Origin of the sequence: Kitasatospora sp. NPDC089797, from assembly GCF_040684795.1 — a bacterium.
Lineage (GTDB): Bacteria > Actinomycetota > Actinomycetes > Streptomycetales > Streptomycetaceae > Kitasatospora.
The window spans coordinates 1-16,371 of sequence record NZ_JBFBGS010000073.1 but is presented as its reverse complement, the minus strand read 5'-3'; the positions used below and the strand labels follow the sequence as shown (position 1 = coordinate 16,371).

16 protein-coding genes are annotated in these 16,371 nt (G+C 74.2%); 7 read left to right on the top strand and 9 right to left on the bottom strand.

The genetic code is table 11. The features are described 5' to 3' along the window. Nucleotides 1-41 precede the first annotated feature (41 nt). The 3 genes from AB0O91_RS37945 to AB0O91_RS37935 all read left to right on the top strand — a co-directional run bounded on the left by AB0O91_RS37945 (nt 42) and on the right by AB0O91_RS37935 (nt 3,967). Nucleotides 42-1,577: a N,N-dimethylformamidase beta subunit family domain-containing protein gene (locus tag AB0O91_RS37945; RefSeq protein WP_363443212.1), complete on the top strand. Its 1,536-nt coding sequence runs from the start codon at nt 42-44 to the stop codon at nt 1,575-1,577. 203 nt (nt 1,578-1,780) lie between these two features. Beyond that, the gene (locus AB0O91_RS37940) at nt 1,781-2,515 is read left to right on the top strand and encodes a polyprenol monophosphomannose synthase (protein ID WP_363443160.1); all 735 of its coding nucleotides are present in this window, start codon (nt 1,781-1,783) and stop codon (nt 2,513-2,515) included. A gap of 168 nt (nt 2,516-2,683) precedes the next feature. Continuing rightward, nucleotides 2,684-3,967 (top strand): aromatic acid exporter family protein, encoded by a 1,284-nt coding sequence (locus tag AB0O91_RS37935; RefSeq protein ID WP_363443158.1) that lies wholly within the window; start codon nt 2,684-2,686, stop codon nt 3,965-3,967. A gap of 39 nt (nt 3,968-4,006) precedes the next feature. Here the strand turns inward: AB0O91_RS37935 and AB0O91_RS37930 are convergent, their stop codons facing one another. The 6 genes from AB0O91_RS37930 to AB0O91_RS37905 all read right to left on the bottom strand — a co-directional run bounded on the left by AB0O91_RS37930 (nt 4,007) and on the right by AB0O91_RS37905 (nt 9,570). After that, nucleotides 4,007-4,456, bottom strand: coding sequence for an SRPBCC domain-containing protein (locus AB0O91_RS37930; RefSeq protein ID WP_363443156.1), 450 nt, complete (start codon nt 4,454-4,456; stop codon nt 4,007-4,009). A gap of 4 nt (nt 4,457-4,460) precedes the next feature. Beyond that, on the bottom strand, nt 4,461-4,934 hold the full coding sequence (locus tag AB0O91_RS37925; protein ID WP_363443154.1) for a VOC family protein: 474 nt from the start codon (nt 4,932-4,934) through the stop codon (nt 4,461-4,463). 91 nt (nt 4,935-5,025) lie between these two features. After that, nucleotides 5,026-7,011 (bottom strand): phosphocholine-specific phospholipase C, encoded by a 1,986-nt coding sequence (locus AB0O91_RS37920; protein WP_363443152.1) that lies wholly within the window; start codon nt 7,009-7,011, stop codon nt 5,026-5,028. A gap of 14 nt (nt 7,012-7,025) precedes the next feature. Further along, nucleotides 7,026-8,462, bottom strand: a complete 1,437-nt coding sequence (locus AB0O91_RS37915; RefSeq protein WP_363443150.1) for an endonuclease/exonuclease/phosphatase family protein — start codon at nt 8,460-8,462, stop codon at nt 7,026-7,028. A gap of 343 nt (nt 8,463-8,805) precedes the next feature. Beyond that, nucleotides 8,806-9,072 carry a metal-sensitive transcriptional regulator gene (locus tag AB0O91_RS37910; RefSeq protein WP_363443148.1) on the bottom strand — a complete coding sequence of 89 codons (267 nt, stop codon included), beginning with the start codon at nt 9,070-9,072 and terminating at the stop codon, nt 8,806-8,808. A gap of 150 nt (nt 9,073-9,222) precedes the next feature. Then, nucleotides 9,223-9,570: a PRC-barrel domain-containing protein gene (locus AB0O91_RS37905; RefSeq protein ID WP_363443146.1), complete on the bottom strand. Its 348-nt coding sequence runs from the start codon at nt 9,568-9,570 to the stop codon at nt 9,223-9,225. 245 nt (nt 9,571-9,815) lie between these two features. On the opposite strand from AB0O91_RS37905, the gene AB0O91_RS37900 reads away from it, so the two are divergent. From AB0O91_RS37900 to AB0O91_RS37885, 4 genes are all read left to right on the top strand, one after another. Further along, on the top strand, nt 9,816-10,646 hold the full coding sequence (locus AB0O91_RS37900; RefSeq protein WP_363443144.1) for an SAM-dependent methyltransferase: 831 nt from the start codon (nt 9,816-9,818) through the stop codon (nt 10,644-10,646). Between the two features lie 172 nt (nt 10,647-10,818). Then, nucleotides 10,819-11,565 (top strand): DUF4097 family beta strand repeat-containing protein, encoded by a 747-nt coding sequence (locus AB0O91_RS37895; protein ID WP_363443142.1) that lies wholly within the window; start codon nt 10,819-10,821, stop codon nt 11,563-11,565. A gap of 170 nt (nt 11,566-11,735) precedes the next feature. Further along, nucleotides 11,736-12,752 (top strand): zinc-dependent alcohol dehydrogenase family protein, encoded by a 1,017-nt coding sequence (locus AB0O91_RS37890; protein ID WP_363443140.1) that lies wholly within the window; start codon nt 11,736-11,738, stop codon nt 12,750-12,752. A gap of 52 nt (nt 12,753-12,804) precedes the next feature. After that, nucleotides 12,805-13,215, top strand: a complete 411-nt coding sequence (locus AB0O91_RS37885) for a cupin domain-containing protein (protein WP_363443138.1) — start codon at nt 12,805-12,807, stop codon at nt 13,213-13,215. Between the two features lie 140 nt (nt 13,216-13,355). On the opposite strand, the gene AB0O91_RS37880 is transcribed toward AB0O91_RS37885, so the two are convergent. The 3 genes from AB0O91_RS37880 to AB0O91_RS37870 all read right to left on the bottom strand — a co-directional run bounded on the left by AB0O91_RS37880 (nt 13,356) and on the right by AB0O91_RS37870 (nt 16,254). Further along, nucleotides 13,356-14,009, bottom strand: a complete 654-nt coding sequence (locus tag AB0O91_RS37880) for a hypothetical protein (protein ID WP_363443136.1) — start codon at nt 14,007-14,009, stop codon at nt 13,356-13,358. A gap of 182 nt (nt 14,010-14,191) precedes the next feature. Then, complete coding sequence (locus AB0O91_RS37875; protein ID WP_363443134.1) at nt 14,192-14,866, bottom strand: response regulator transcription factor; 675 nt, start codon at nt 14,864-14,866, stop codon at nt 14,192-14,194. Then, nucleotides 14,863-16,254 (bottom strand): sensor histidine kinase, encoded by a 1,392-nt coding sequence (locus tag AB0O91_RS37870; protein WP_363443132.1) that lies wholly within the window; start codon nt 16,252-16,254, stop codon nt 14,863-14,865. Before AB0O91_RS37870 ends, AB0O91_RS37875 begins: the two co-directional genes overlap by 4 nt. Nucleotides 16,255-16,371 lie beyond the last annotated feature (117 nt).

Below are 16,371 nucleotides of genomic sequence, written 5' to 3'. Positions count from 1 at the left end.
TGACGGAACCGAGTCGGCGGCGAATTCTGGGCCTGGGCCTGATGGCGGCCGCCGTCACCTCCTGCGGCGCCCGGCACCAGGGCGCCACCCCGCACCCCGGCCCCGACGCCCAGGGCGGTCCCGACACCGCCGGGCCCACACCCGCCGACCGGGCCGGAGCGACGGCGGAGGCCCCGGACGAGCGCTCCCTGCCCGGCAACCCGGACTGGGAGATCACCGACGCCGGTGCGCCCGGTGCCGTCGAGGGCTTCGCCGACCGGGTCAGCGTGCTGCCCGGCGAGCCCTTCGGCCTGCACGTCTCCACCCCCGCCGCCGCCTTCACCGTCTCCGCCTACCGGATGGGCTGGTACGGCGGCGCCCGGGCCCGGCTGGTCTGGCGCCGCGAGCACGTCCCCGGCGGCCGCCAGGCCGCCCCGCACGTCGACCGCGCCACCCGCACCGTGCTGACCGGCTGGCAGCGCACCCTCACCGTGGAGACCGCCGGCTGGCCCGAGGGCGCCTACCTGCTGCGCCTGGACGCCGAGGACGGCACCGGCCGCAGCTACGTCCCGCTCACCGTCCGCTCCGCGAGCACGGCCGGCCGGACCGTGGTCATGAGCGCCCCGGCGACCTGGCAGGCCTACAACGAGTGGGGCGGCTACAGCCTCTACAACGGCCCGACCGGCGGACTGGCCACCCGCTCGCTGCAGGTCGTCTTCGACCGGCCCTACGACTACGACCACGGCGCCGGGCTGTTCCTGGTCTACGAGGCGCCCCTGGTCGCCCTGGCCGAACGGCTCGGGCTGCCGCTCGCCTACACCACCGGGATCGACGTCGCCCGCGAGCCGGGGCTGCTGCACGGCGCCGCCGCCGTGCTGTCGCTCGGCCACGACGAGTACTGGTCCCCCGAGCAGCGGGCCAACGTCACGGCGGCCCGCGACGCCGGGACGAACCTGGCGATCCTGGGCGCCAACTGCTGCTTCCGCCGGGTCCGCTTCGAACCCACCGACCTCGGCCCGGACCGCACCGTGGTCTGCTACAAGGACGCCTGGGCGCAGGACCCGGGCCGCCAGTCCGGCGCCCCGGCGACCACCGACTTCCGGACCGGGCCCGGCGCCGACCCGGAGAGCTCGATGCTCGGCGTGATCTACGACGGCTACCCGGTGGACGCCCCGTACGTGGTCACCTCCCCCGGGCACTGGGCCTTCGAGGGGACGGGCGTGGCGGCCGGGGCGTCCTTCCCCCACCTGGTCGGCGTCGAGTACGACCGGGTGGACACCGCCTTCCCCACCCCGCGCCCGATCGAGGTGATCGCCCACTCCCCCGTGGTCTGCGAGGGCCGCCACTCGCACTCGGACACGGCCTACTACACCGTGCCGAGCGGGGCCGGGGTCTTCGCCACCGGGACGATGCGCTGGGTGGAGACCCTGGACGCCCACGGCCCGGGCGGCGGCAAGGCCGACCACGGCATCGACTCCCGCGCCGGGGACGTCGTCCGCAAGGTCACCGAGAACGTCCTGCGCACCTTCGCCGCCGGTCCGGCCGGGCGCAGCCACCCCGCCCGGGACAACCTGGCCGACGTCTACGGGACGGCGTAACGGTCCATCGCGGTCGAACCGGTTCCCGGGCCGGGAAGCACCCCGCACCGGGCCCCGGGGTGGGCCCTCCACCGCCCGCCCCGGGGCGGGAGAACCCCGTCGGCCCGGCTACACTCGCACGTCTGATCTGCAGCGCAATCGTCCAGGACAACCGACCGGTGCGGCACTGGTGCCGGCCGGCGAGGGCACGAGGGAAACAGAACATGGTCGAGGCCTCCCCGAAGGTCGTTGTCGTCGTCCCCACGTACAACGAGCGGGAGAACCTTCCGGTCCTCGCCGGGCTGCTCGCGGACCTCGCGGTCCCGAACCTGCACCTGCTGGTGGTCGACGACAACTCCCCCGACGGCACCGGCGAGCTGGCCGACAAGCTCGCCGCCGACTCCGGGGGCACCGTCGGCGTGCTGCACCGCACCGAGAAGGACGGCCTCGGCCGCGCCTACCTGGCCGGCATGGCCCGGGCGCTGGACGAGGACGCGGACGTGGTGATCCAGATGGACGCCGACCTCTCCCACCCGGCCGCCGCGATACCCGCGATGCTGGACGCCCTGCTCGCCGACGACACCGCCGTGGTGCTCGGCTCCCGCTACGTGCCCGGCGGCTCGACCGCCGAGGAGTGGCCCTGGCACCGCAAGGCGCTCTCCGCCTGGGCCAACTTCTACGTCAACGCGATCCTCGGGCTGGGCGTCCGGGACGCCACCGCGGGCTTCAAGGCCTGGCGGGCGAGCGCCCTGCGGGCCATCGACCTGCCGAGCGTGCAGAGCAACGGCTACTCGTTCCAGGTCGAGATGAACTACCGGGTGATCCAGCGCGGGCTGACCATCCGCGAGGTGCCGATCCGCTTCGAGGAGCGGATCGAGGGTGCCTCGAAGATGAGCATCGGGGTACAGGTGGAGTCCGCGCTCGCGCCCTGGAAGCTGCGCTTCCACCGCGAGGACTGAGGCCCGGGCCGCGCCGGGCGGGTCGGGCGACCTCCGACAACGCCCGGCAACGTCCGACAGCGCCCGGCAGCGCCCCGCGGCGTCCGACAGTGCCCCGACAGCGCCGGACGGGGTAGTCACCGGCGCGTGCGGCGGTGTCGACGGCGACTCCGGGGATAGAAGGCCGACATGGCCCTTCTCCCGGAGTCCCTGACCAGCCTGGTCCGCCGCGGCGCGCGCGACCCCTTCGCCGTCCAGACCCTGCGGGCCACCGTGGCCGCGACCCTGTCGTACGCGGTGGCCACCCGGCTGAGCAGTGAGCCCGCCCCGCTGACGGCGCCGCTCACCGCGCTGCTGGTGGTGCAGGTCACCGTCTACTCGACGCTCAAGACCAGCGTCCGCCGGGTGGTCTCGGTGGTGGTCGGGGTGCTGATCGCGATCGGCTTCAGCGCCGTGGTCGGGCTCTCCTGGTGGAGCCTCGGGCTGATCATCCTGGCCTCCCTGGTGATCGGGCGGTTCGTCCGGGTCGAGGAGTTCGTCCAGGAGGTCGCGATCAGCGCGATGCTGATCCTGGGCGTCTCCAGGCTGACCTCCCAGGCCTGGGACCGGGTGCTGGAGACCCTGATCGGCGCCGCCGTCGGCCTGCTGTTCAACCTGGTCTTCGCCCCGCCGGTCTGGGTGGACACCGCCGGGGAGTCGATCGAGGACCTCGCCCGGCGGGCCCGGCAGCTGCTGCTCGACCTCGCCGAGCAGCTGGGCCGGCCCACCCCGGTGGCCCGGGCGGCCGAGCGGCTGCACGAGGCCCGCCGGCTGGACCAGGCGATCGCGGACGTGGACGCGGCGCTGCGCCAGGCCGAGGACAGCCTGCGGTTCAACCCGCGGATCAGCGAGGGGCTGCTCTCCCGGCTGGTGCTGCGCACCGGGCTGGACACCCTGGAGATCTGCGTGGTGGTGATCCGGGTGCTGGCCCGCTCGCTGACCGACCTGGCCAAGCGGCGCGGGCCGGAGGAGCGGCTGTTCCCGCCCGGGGTCGCGGTCGGGCTGGAGGAGCTGCTGGCGCACGTCGGCGGGGCGATGGTCAGCTTCGCGGTGCTGGTCACCACCCAGGTGAGCCGCAGCGCCGAGGAGGCCGAGGAGCGGCTGACCGCCGAGCTGGCGGCGGCCTGGAGCTGCCGGGAGAACGTGGCGCAGGTGCTGCTGCGCAAGGTCCAGGAGCACCCGGAGGCCTGGCAGTTGCACGGCTCGATGCTGGCCGAGGTGGACCGGATCCTGGACGAGCTGGACCTGGAGCACCGCAGCCGGCGGCTGATGGAGGAGCTGGACCGGGCCTCGCTGGCGAGCCGGGAGCGGCTGTCCCGGCTGACCGGGCTGCGCCGCGCCCTGCGGGGCCGACGGCGGGACGGGCCACGGGACGGCCCGAGGGGCGGACGGCGGGACGGACGGCAGCGCCCGGCGGCGGGGGCCGGGCGCTGAGGTCGGGCGCGGGGATCGGGCGCTGGGATCGAACCGCGGTCAGGGCATCAGCCAGGGCTGCTGGGGCAGCGGGTGGCCGGTCTCCAGATAGGTCTTGAGGTTGGACAGCACCGCCGACCAGCCCTGTTCGGCGTCCACCCGCGCGGGCTCGTCCGGCAGCTCCTCGTGGGTGACGGTGAGCCGGGTGAGGTCCTGCCACCCCCGCAGGTCGAAGGTGACCCGGGAGGGCCAACTGCCGCGCTCCTCCTGCGGTCCGGCCCAGGTGACGACCAGTCGGTGCGGGCGGTCGGCCACCTCGACGCTGCCGGTCACGTCGGCGACGCCGGAGTCGTCGGTGCGCTGGTGCTCCCAGGGCGCGCCGGGCAGCCAGGTGGAGACGTTGCGGTGGCCCCAGTAGAGGCCGGACTCGTCGGCGTTGGTGAGCGCGTGCCAGACCCGTTCCGGGGTGGCGTGCAGGTAGACGGTGGTGCGGTGGGCGAAGGCGGTCACGGTCTCAGCCCCCGGCCGCGTCGAGCAGCGCCTGGACCTCGATCTTCTGCATCTGCATCATGGCCGCCGTCACGCGGTCGGCCTTGGCCCGGTCCTCGCCGCCGACCAGGTCGAGCAGGACCTGCGGGACGATCTGCCAGGAGAGGCCGAAGCGGTCCTTGAGCCAGCCGCACGGGCCCGGCTGGCCGCCGTCGGCGGTGAGCGCCGCCCAGAGCCGGTCGACCTCCTGCTGGTCCTCGCAGGTGACCTGGAGCGAGAACGCCTCGGTGAACTGGAACATCGGGCCGCCGTTGAGCGCGGTGTAGGCCCGGCCGGCGAGTTCGAACTCGACCGTCATCACGGTGCCGGCCGGCACCGGGGCGCCCTCGCCGTAGCGGGTGGTCCTGGTGACCCGGGAGTCCGGGAACAGCGAGGTGTAGAGGGCGGTGGCCGTCTCGGCCTGGTCGTCGAACCAGAGGAAGGGGGTGATCTGCTGCATGGGCCCGACGGTAGCCGGGGGCCCTGACAGTGCGTCCGAGCCACGGCCGGGGGTCACCGGTTCGGCGCCCCCGGCCGGACGGGGCCAGGGATCAGTGCACCCAGCCCGCGTAGCGCTGCACGAAGCGCTGGCCGGTGTGGGCGGTGACGACCACGTCGTAGCGGCCCTGCTTGTCCAGCGGCCAGGACAGGTCGACCTGCTTGCCCGGCTTGACCCAGACGGTCTGCGCGCTGCCCGCGAAGTCGTTGGGCGCGGCGGTGAAGGCCACGTCGGTCAGGCCGTCGTTGGCCACCTGGAGGGTGAGCTTCAGGCTGCCGTGCAGGTCGGCGGTGACGATCGGCACGCCGATGTCGTTCTGGCCGTCCTGCCCGTCACGGACCACCGTCCCGGCGAAGCGGCGCACGAAGCCGTCCGGGCCGTGGACGGTGAAGTCGTAGCGCCCGTCGGTGGCGGCGGCGTCCCAGACGTGGTCCACGGTGGCGCCGGGGGCGACGGTGTACGGGGTGCCCGCGAACGGCAGCAGGATGTTCGGGTAGACGGTGTACGGGAAGGCGACCGAGCCGTCGTTGCTCATCGTGCAGGTGACCTTGCCGGTCTTCCGGTCCACCGCGACGTCGGCCCACGGCTGGTACGGCAGCGCGCGGTGCGGGCGGTCGCCGCGCTCCTGGACCGGCATCGCCTGGGCGCCGGTCGCCGGGAGGGCGACGCCGGGCAGCTTGGTGCCCGCGTCGGCCTTGGCCATCAGCGCGTTGGTGTCGGGCAGCTTCGGTATCGACGGGTCCGGGGCGGCGAAGTCGAAGCAGCTGGTGAGGTCGCCGCAGACGGTCCGGCGCCAGGCGGAGATGTTGGGCTCGGTCACGCCGGTGACCAGCTCCATGAAGCGCAGCACCGATGTGTGGTCGAACACCTGGGAGTTGACCCAGCCGCCGCGCGACCAGGGCGAGGCCACCCAGAGCGGGACGCGGTTGCCGAGGCCGATGGCGCGCCCGTGGGTGAACTCCTCCGGGGTGCCGGGCTCCGGGGTGGGCGGGACCATGTGGTCGAAGTAGCCGTCGTTCTCGTCGTACATGACCAGGAAGACGGTGTGCTGCCAGACCTCCGGGTTGGACATCAGCGACTGCAGCGCCTGGTTCACCCAGTGCGCGCCGTAGGCCGGGCCGGCCTCCGGGTGCTCGGAGAACAGGTAGGGCGCGACCAGCCAGGAGATGGTCGGCAGGGTGCCGTCCTTGCAGTGGCGGTCGAAGTCGGTGGGGTCGAACTTGGTCATCGCGTTGACGTACCGCGGGTCGTCGTGCGGGAAGTTGTGGAACTGCTTGAAGTACGAGAGCGCGTTGTCGTCGTAGTCGCCGGTGCGGTCGTCCTTGCTGGGGTTGTGGTACACGCGCCAGCTGACGCCGGCCGCCTGGAGGCGCTCGGCGTAGGTGGTCCAGTCGGCGACCGGGTTGTCGGTGACCGGGGTGTTGTCGATCCAGGGACCGGTGGTGCCGTCGCGGCCGGGGCCGGAGGTGCCGGTCCACAGGTAGAGCCGGTTGGGGTCGGTGGGGCCCGCGAGCGAGGTGAAGTAGGCGTCGCAGAGGGTGAACGCGTCGGCCAGGGCGTACTGGTAGGGGATGTCGTCCCGGGTGAAGTAGCCCATGGTGCGCTCGCCCTTGGCGGCGATCCACTTGTTCATCGCACCGTTGTTGATGGCCTGGTGGCCGGTCGCCCAGTCGTGCGGCAGGCCGCCGGCGTTCTGCGCGTTGTACTTCGAGGTGTCCATCCGGTACGGCAGCATCACCCCGCCGTCGCTGCGGCGGCCGTCCGGCTGGCGGAACACGTCGGTGCCGTCCGGGAACTGGAGCGCCTGCTTGTCGCCGAAGCCGCGCACGCCGCCCAGGGTGCCGAAGTAGTGGTCGAAGCTGCGGTTCTCCTGCATCAGGACGACAACGTGCTTGACGTCCTTGAGGGTGCCGGTGAGACCGCGGTCGGGGTCGGTGGCGGGGGCGGCGTCGGCCCGGGCGGCGGACAGACCGGTCAGGGCGGTGGCGCCGACGGCCGCGGAGGCGCCGACGAAGGTGCGGCGGGAGAGCTCGGGCATCACGAACTGGCCTCTCAGAGCTGGAAGGTGGCGACGGCGGCGGCGGTGTCGGACGGCCACTCGTTGGCGGCGGTGTTGGGCTCCGGCTGGGGCCAGTCGGCGACCAGGGTGTGCGCCTCGACCAGCTTCAGCGCCCCGGCGTACTGGACGGAGTCGATCCGGTCCTGCGGCTCGGGGCGGTCGCCGCGCCGCTTGCGGGTGGGCGACCAGGTGGCGCCCGGGGCCTTGACCGGGTCGCGGTTCTCCTCGCGGAAGGTGTCGGTCAGTCCAGCGGCCTGCAGCGTGCCGGTGACCGGCCAGGCGAGCGGGCCGACGCCCTGGTGGGCGGCGGCGGTGGCGGCCGTCCAGTCCAGGTGGGAGGGCGAGGAGAGCGCTCCGGCGACCACCACCGGGATGCGCCGGGCGAGGTCGGCGCGCACGGCGGCGGCCAGCGCCTTGGCCTGCTTGAGCCGCACCGAGGCGTTCTCGGCGGCCAGCACCTGGGCGGCGGTGGAGCCGTCCTGGACGGCGTACGGGCCGTAGCCCGCCTCGTCGAGGTGGGCGGCCCAGAACCGGACGGTGCGGCCGCCGGGCAGCTGGACGGTGGCCGCGACGGCGGGCAGGTCGGCGGTGGCCGCGGTCTGCTCGGTCAGCGGGTAGCGGCTGAGGATGCCGACGCTGCCGGGGCTCTGGTGGGCGTACCAGCCGAGGGCGTCGGCCAGCGTCCTGGCCCGCTCGCCGGCCGTCTCCTGGAGGGCGAGCACGTCCAGGCCCTGGGCGAGGACGACCCGCAACTGCTTCTCCAGCGCGTCGGTGTAGCCGGCGCCGGCGTTGTGGAGGTTCCAGCTGGCGGCCTTGAGCCGGGGGGCGGCGGACCGGTCCCTGACCGGGACCAGCACGGTCACGGTGTCGGTGGCGCCCGCGCTGTCCTTGACGCCGACCACGACCAGCTCGGGGTTGCGGCCCGCGGTCGCGGGCGCCGTGCCGGTGAGGGTGCCGTCGGCGGCGACCGAGGCCCAGGCCGCGCCGCCGAGCTTGCGGTAGCCCGCCGTGCCGGGGGCGTTGCCGGCCGGGCGGGACCACAGGCCGCCGAGCTTGATCCGCACGGCCTCGCCGGGGGCGACGGGGGTGGCGGTGAAGGAGTCCACGACGGCGTGCGGGGGGACCACGGCGGGCTTGGGCCGGAAGCTGAACGGACCGGTCTGCGCGAGGATCCCGTAGCCGTCCTTGGCCAGCAGGTAGGCGGTGTACGGGCCGCCGGTCAGGGCGGAGGTGTCCAGCTGGAGGTCGCCGGAGGTGCCGGGGGTGTACTTCCAGAGCAGCGACGAGCCGGTGCCGGGCTGACGGCTGCCGTCGTAGATGCCGACCCAGTTCTTGGCGTCGGGGGCGTCGGTGGTCCAGTGGAAGGTGAGCCGGTCGCCCTCGACGGGGTTGCCGGATGAGGTCAGGGTCAGGGCGCTGCCTGCGGCCACGGTGGTCCTGTCCGCCGCCGCGGGCCCGGTCCGCCGGGGGACGGAGGCCGGGGCCGCGCGCGGCTGGTCACGGAGAGCGGGAGGGAGAACGCCACAGTTGGCTGTACAACTGTGGGCGGGCTCATTCACCCGAAGGCCAGCGACCGGCGCGTGAACGGCACATGACGCGGCATCGGGCGGTTCGGGAAATCCCCGGCACGACCGCGTCCCGGGCCGGGCGGCCGAACCGGCCCGGGGAAAGCCCGGAGGGCCGTGACGGATCGTCCGTCACGGCCCTCCGGGGCTGTCGTGCACTGCCGGTCGGCCGTCGTCCACGGCCTGCGCCCTGCGCCCTGCCCGGCGGTCAGGCCAGCGCGAGGAAGAGCTTCTCCAGCTCGGCCTCGCTCATCGGCGCGGCGTCCCCGTCCGCGGCGGCCATGCACTGGCGCATCCCGCTCGCGACGATCTTGAACCCGGCCCGGTCCAGGGCCCGCGAGACGGCGGCGAGCTGGGTGACCACGTCCTTGCAGTCCCGGCCCGCCTCGATCATCGCGATCACCCCGGCCAACTGGCCCTGGGCCCGGCGCAGTCGGTTCAGGACCGCACCGACCGCCTCCTCGTCCACCTGCATGTCCGGGCCGCCTCTCCGATCGACTGTCGATGGACAAGTGTACCCGGCGGGGTATTCATTCCCGGGCCGCGGAGATCGCCGCGCGCACCGCCCCGGAGATCGTCCCGCACACCGTCGTGGAGATCGTCCCGCGGGCCCGGCGGGTGCCGGTCAGCGGCGGGCCAGCCGGCGTTCGCCCCCGGCACCGGTCGCGTACGGCAGCTCGTAGTAGGCGAAGACCTCGGGCTCGTCCCCGGCCGGCAGGATGTCGTCCGTCCCGATCGCCGGGGCCTCCTTGACCTTGTTCCGCGGGTACGCCACCCGCAGGTAGGCCGGCCCCGCCACCGCCCCCTCCAGCGGGACGAAGACCAGCCGGCGCTTGGCGATCACGCCGATCGTCACGGTGGCGAAGAACGGCTCGTCGGTGGACGTCTCGACGTAGACCGACTCCAGGGTGCCGATCCGCTTGCCCTTCTCGTCGAGGACGTCCTGGCCCCGCCACTCGCGGATGTCTGCCATAGCGATTCCCATGGGCCCGGACCTCCCGTGTCGCACGCTGCCGCTGCTGTCCCCCCGGTTTTCCGCCCCCGGAGTTCCCATCCTGCGCCGGGACGCGCGCCGGGGCACCACGAAAGGGACATAGGGGGGTGAGCCGACCATCCGCCACCAGGGCGCTGACCTGGGCTTTAGGCTGTCCGCCAAGGTTCGGGAACAGCCCTGCCGGGCGGCGCGCCCCGGCCGGGACGGCCAGAGGGGCGGCAGCCGTGGGGTACGAGAGCATGTGGCAGTCCGGCAATCCGGAGATCGCGGCGGACCTACGGCCCGAGGTCCCCCACCCGGCCCGGATGTACGACTACTACCTGGGCGGCAAGGACAACTTCCCCGCCGACCGGGCGGCCGCCGAGAAGGCGCTCGCCGCCAACCCCGAGTTCCGGGCCACCGCCCGGGCCAACCGGGGCTTCCTCACCCGGGCGGTGCGCTGCGTCGCCGGGCTGGGCGTCGACCAGTTCCTCGACATCGGCACCGGCATCCCCACCGCCGGCAACACCCACGAGATCGCCCGGGCCGTCGACCGGACCGCCCGGGTGGTGTACGTGGACAACGACCCGATCGTGCTCAGCCACGCCCGCGCCCTGATGGCCGGGGCGGGCGACGGTCGGACCACCGTCCTGCGGGCCGACCTGCGGGAGCCGGCGGCGGTCCTGGAGGCCGTCCGGGCCGAGGGGCTGCTCGACTTCTCCCGGCCGGTCGGGCTGGTCCTCGCGGCCGTGCTGCACTTCCTGCGCGACGAGGACGAGCCGTACAAGGCGGTGGCCACCCTGCTGGCGGCGTTGCCCGCCGGCAGTCACCTGGTGCTCTCCCACGGCACCGCCGACTTCATCCCCGCCGCCGTCCGCGACCGGGTCACCGGCATCTACGACAAGGCCACCGCGCCGCTGGTCGGGCGGAGCCGGGAGCAGGTGGCGGCCTTCCTCGACGGGCTGGAGCCGCTCGACCCCGGGGTGGTCACCGTGCCGCTCTGGCGACCGGAGGCGCCGCCCGCCCCGGGCGCGGAGCGGGTCAGCATGTACGGCGCGGTCGCGCGCAAGCCCTGACGGCGGGGCCCGCGCCCGGGCCGGGGTGGTGCGCACAGGACCCCGGATTGGGGGGTTTTTACCACCGACCCGGGCCCCCTCCCCCGATTACTGTCGTCGGGACGGCTCCGGACCGGGGGCGGTCACACGGGGTCACTACGCGACTGACGCGCATGACATGGGGGGAACCACCATGCTCCACCACCGCCGTTACGCCCACCGCCGCCGCACCGGGGCCGTCGTGGCCGCGGGGCTGGCCGCCCTCGCCGCCGGGGCGCTCACCGCCTGTGATCCGGTCGGAACGTCGCTCAGCGACGACGCCGCCGTGTCGGACAAGGTCACCGCGGTCAAGCTCGACAACTCCTCCGGGGACGTCACCGTCACCGGCAAGTCCGGTGGCGGCGTCTCCGTCCACCGGAAGATCACCTACCACAGCGGGAAACCCGGGGCGACCACCCGGGTCGACGGCGGGGTGCTGGTGCTCGGCGGCTGCGGGCACAACTGCTCGGTGGACTACACCGTCGAGCTCCCGGCCGGGCTGCCGATCACCGGCAGCACCTCCGCCGGCGGGATCCACCTCACCCAGGTCGGGGAGGTCTCGGTGCACACCGACTCCGGGGACGTCTCCGTCGACCAGGCCGCCGGGTCGGTCGACGTGCGCACCAACAACGGTGAGATCAAGGGCACTTCGCTCAAGGGCGACCGGATCCAGGCCAAGACCGACAACGGCGGGATCAACCTCACCCCCGGCAAGGCCCAGGACATCAAGGCCACCACCTCCAACGGCGAGATCCACGTCACCGTCCCGGCCGGCTCCTACCACGTCAGCGCCGGCACGGACATCGGCGAGAAGCACATCGGTGTCCAGAACGACCCGAACGGCAAGTTCAAGCTCGACCTGGGCACGGACATCGGCGACATCACCGTGAAGACGGGCTGAACCGGCGGGACGGGCGTCCCGGACCCGTCGGCGCGTGCCGGGCCGCCGGGCTCGGCGGGCCCGTCGGCCCGGTGACTCGCCCACCGCCGGAGGACGCGGTTACCTGGAGGGGACACCCCTGGGCGGCACCGCCCCGGGCTCTTCCCCCCACCTGACCGAAGGAGGTCCCCATGCGCGGAGCAGTGATCCACGCCCCCGGCGACGTACGGGTCGAGGACCTGGACGACCCGAGCATCCTCAAGCCCACGGACGCGGTCATCCGCACCGCGGTCACCTGCGTCTGCGGCTCCGACCTCTGGCCCTGGCGCGGCCTGGACGCCGTCGAGCGGGCCGGCCCGATCGGGCACGAGTACGTCGGCTTCGTCGAGGAGGTCGGCGCCGAGGTCACCGGCCTGCGGCCCGGCCAGTTCGTCGTCGGCTCGTTCGCGACCTCGGACAACACCTGTGCCAACTGCCGGGCCGGTTGGCAGTCGCACTGTCTGGACCGCGAGTTCATGAGCAGCTGCCAGGCCGAGTACGTCCGCATCCCCAACGCCCAGGGCACCCTGGTCGCCACCGACGGCGTGCCGGGCGAGGAGTTCTGGCCCGGACTGCTGGCCGTCTCCGACGTCATGGGCACCGGCTGGTACGCCGCCGACGCGGCCGAGGTCCGGCCCGGCTCGACCGCCGTCGTGGTCGGCGACGGCGCGGTCGGGCTCTGCGCCGTGATCGCCGCGAAGGAACGGGGCGCCGAACGGATCATCGCGATGAGCCGCCACGCGAGCCGGCAGCGGCTCGCCCGGGAGTTCGGCGCGACCGACGTCGTCACCGAGCGCGGCGAGGCCGGCGTCGCCCGGATCAAGGAGCTCACCGGGGGCATCGGCGCCGACAGCGTCCTGGAGTGCGTCGGCACCGCCGAGTCCATGCAGCAGGCGCTGCGCTCCACCCGGCCCGGCGGCAACGTCGGCTTCGTGGGCGTCCCGCACGGGGTCGCGGTCGACGGCCAGGAGCTGTTCTTCTCCCACGTCGGCCTGCGCGGCGGCCCGGCGCCCGTCCGCCGCTACCTCCCCGACCTGATCGACCGCGTCCTGACCGGCCGGATCGACCCGGGCCGGGTCTTCGACCTCAGCCTGCCGCTGGAGCGGGCCGCCGACGGCTACCGGGCCATGGACGAGCGCCGCGCCGTCAAGGCCCTGCTCAGGCCCTGAGCCCGCACCCACACCCCTGGAGGCCCACCTCCCCCGGAGAAGGAGAACGGCCGTGCAGATCACCCGAAGCTCGCTGGACACCGTCAAGGGCCCGGCCGACCGGTTCACCGGCGACGTCTACCTCGACGCCGTCGCCGCCGCCCCGGAGCCCTCCCGGGTCACCGCCAACCTGGTGCACTTCATGCCCGGCGCCCGCACCCACTGGCACCGCCACCCGCTCGGCCAGACCGTCTTCGTCACCGAGGGCGTCGGCCTGTGCCAGCGCCGGGGCGGACCGGTCGAGGTCATCCTCCCCGGCGACCGCGTCCTCTTCGAGGCCGACGAGGAGCACTGGCACGGCGCGGCGCCCAACCGCCTGATGGTGCACCTGGCCATCAACGAGGGCGACGCCGAACACGAGGTCGTGCACTGGCTGGCCCCCGTCACCGACGAGGAGTACGCCATCGCGCCCACCCTCGACTGACCGCGGCGCTCTCTCGGCGGCGGGCGGGGCGTCCGGGCGGCGCTTCGCACCGTGGTCCGGACCCGCCGGGACGCCCCCCGGGAGCGACCCGCTCCGGGTGCGCCCCCGAGCGAGCGGGCCGGAGCGGGCGGGCCCGGAGGTCAGAGGCCGGTCTGGATCTCGGCGCGGTGGCGGATGTACTCGTCGGGGTGCGACCTGGCGATGTCGACCGCCGTCTCCACCAGCGCGTGCAGCTCGACCGGGTAGGCCCGCGCCACCAGCGGCAGGCCGGGCAGGATGCAGCGGCGGACGTCGAGGTCCTCGTTGCCGATGAACTCCCGCAGGGCGGCCGCGTTCCAGCTGTCCCGGACGGCCGCGCCGTCGTCGGCCGTCGCGTTCCGGCCGCCGCCGACCGTCAGCGCCGTCCAGTACCAGGCCCGGGCGGCACCGGCGCGCTCGGGATCGGTGCCGGTCTGCAGGTGGCCCAGCAGCGCCAGGCGGACCCGGCGCTGCCCGAAGGCGATCAGGGCGGGCTCGACGAAGCGGCGGTTGAAGCTCGGGTTGGGGTCGTGGACCGCCGCCTCCAGCAGCGGCTCGAAGTACTCCTCGGGCAGCTCGGACCGCCCGGCGAGCACCTTGTGGACCTCCCATCGGGCCGCGCTCGGGTAGTCCGCCCCCGGTGCGACCTCGACCCCGAGCACACGGAGCAGGCGTGCGAGCCGCAGCTCGAACGCCTGCGATCCCTCGTCCGTGCGCTCGGGCAACGGCTGGAGAATCCGCACCTCGCCGGCCGTGTCCTTGGTTTCCACGAACATCCTCCTCATTCTGAGTCATCGGCAGACTACTCGCTGATACACCCGTTCGGAGGAGCTTTTCGGCCAGGACCGGATCTTGAACGAAACCAGGGACGAACTTTTGACGCCGATTCAGCTCCCGGGCCGGCCCCGGCACGTGGCGCAGCGCGGTTACGTGACCGTCCGTCACCCGGATCGGACGGTCAGGACGGCCGGCCGGGCGGCACCAGCCCGGACTGGTAGGCGATCGCGACGAGTTGGGCCCGGTCCCGGGCGTCCAGCTTGGACATCGCCCGGTGCACATGGGTACGGACGGTGAACGGGCTGACGAACATCCGCTCGGCGATCTCCTCGTTGGTGAGGCCGGTGGCGGCCATCGACATCACCTCGCGCTCCCGGGCGGTGAGGACGGCGAGCCGCTCGGTGGCCGCGCCGGCGCCCGGGGCGGGCTGGGCGAGGAACTGCTCGATCACGGCCCTGGTCGCGGCGGGCGAGAGCAGCGCCTCGCCGGCCGCCACGGTGCGGACGGCGGCGAGCAGTTCCTTCGGGTCGGCGCCCTTGCCGAGGAAGCCCCCCGCACCCGCGCGCAGCGCCTGGGCCACGTAGTCGTCGATCTCGAAGGTGGTGAGGATGAGCACCCGGGTGCCCGACAGCTCCTCGTCCGCGCAGATCTCGGCGGTCGCGCCGAGGCCGTCGGCCCCCGGCATCCGGATGTCCATCAGCACGATGTCGGGCTTGGTGGCGCGGGCGAGCTCCACCGCCTCGCGGCCGTCGGCGGCCTCGCCGACCACCTCCATGTCCTCCTCGGCGTCGATCAGCATCCGGAAGGCGCCGCGCAGCAGGGCCTGGTCGTCGGCGAGCAGCACGCGGATGGTCATGCGTGGTCCTTGTCCTTCCGGATGGCGTGATCGTGTCGGGTGGGGTCGGCGGGACGGACCGGACGGGCGGTGCAGTCGCGCCAGAAGGCCTGGGCGGGCCGGTCCCGGGTGACGGTTTCGGCCGGGCCGCCCGGTTCGGCGGCGTCCTCGCGGTGGGCGGTGCCCCCGCCCCGGGGTGCGACGTCCTCCCGGGCACCGGTGCGCAGCGGGAGTTCGGCGGTGACCAGGAAGCCGCCGTCGGGCCGTCGGTCGGCGGCGAGGCGGCCGCCGACGGCGCCGGCCCGCTCGCGCATGCCGATCAGGCCGAAGCCGCTCTCGCCCGGGGCGGGCGGGGGAAGCAGGGCGGTGCGGGGGCGGCTCGGGGCCGTGGGGCGGCCGTTGGCGACGCTCACGGCGACCCGGCTGCCGCTGTAGGAGAGGGTGACCTCGGCGCCGGCGCCGCGGGCGTGCTTGGCCACGTTGGTCAGCGACTCCTGGACGATCCGGAAGGCGGTGAGGTCGACGCCGGGCGACAGCGGCCGGGGCTCGCCGTCGACGGTGAGCCGGACCGGCAGACCGGCCCGTTCGAAGGCGTTGATCAGCTCGGGCAGCCGGTCCAGGCCGGGGGTGGGTTCGAGTGGGGCGGGCTCCTCGGCGCGGCGCAGCAGGCCGACCGTGGCCCGCAGCTCCTGGAGGGCGGAGCCGGTGGCGTCGGTGATGTGGCTGAGCACCTCGCGGGCCTGCACCGGGTGGCTGTCCATGAGGTGGACGGCGATCCCGGCCTGGGCGTTGGCGAGGGCGATGTGGTGGGCGACGACGTCGTGGAGGTCGCGGGCGATCCGGATCCGTTCGTCGGCCACCCGGCGGCGGGCCTCCTCCTCGCGGGTGCGTTCGGCGCGTTCGGCGCGCTCCTCGATGGCCGCGAGGTGGGCCCGGCGGTTGCGGATGGAGTCGCCGAGGGCGCCGGGCAGCAGGGCCCAGGCGAGGACGCTGAGCCGTTCGCCGATCGGGCCGCCGGGGCCGAAGACCAGCGATATCCCGGTGAGCAGGACGGCGGTGACGATCGAGGCGCGCAGCGCGGTGGAGCGGTCGGTGTGGACGGCGAGGGAGTAGAGGGCGACCAGCAGCGGGGTGGCCAGGGTCGGGGTGAGCCGGGGGCTGACCACGGCGAGCAGCATGGTGCAGAGCAGGGTGACGACGACCACGACGCGCGGGTGGCGGCGGTGGAAGAAGACGACCACGGCGGCGACCAGGGCGAGGCCGCCGGTGACCGGGTCGACCGGGGCGAACCGCCCGCTGGTCTGGTCGACGGTGGCGCCGGCGGCGGTGACCGCGAGCAGGCCCGCTCCGCCGGCGATGTCGAGCACCCGCGGGTGGTCGCGGCGCAGCCGCTGCCAGGTGTCGCTCATGCTCCTGCTCTCCGGGTCGGGGTGCCCTGGCCGCACCCTCGCCGGGTTCTGCCAGTCGGTGTCGCGGCCCGCCCCCCGGTGGGGGGGGGCGGGCGGGGGGGGGGGGGGCGCCCCGGG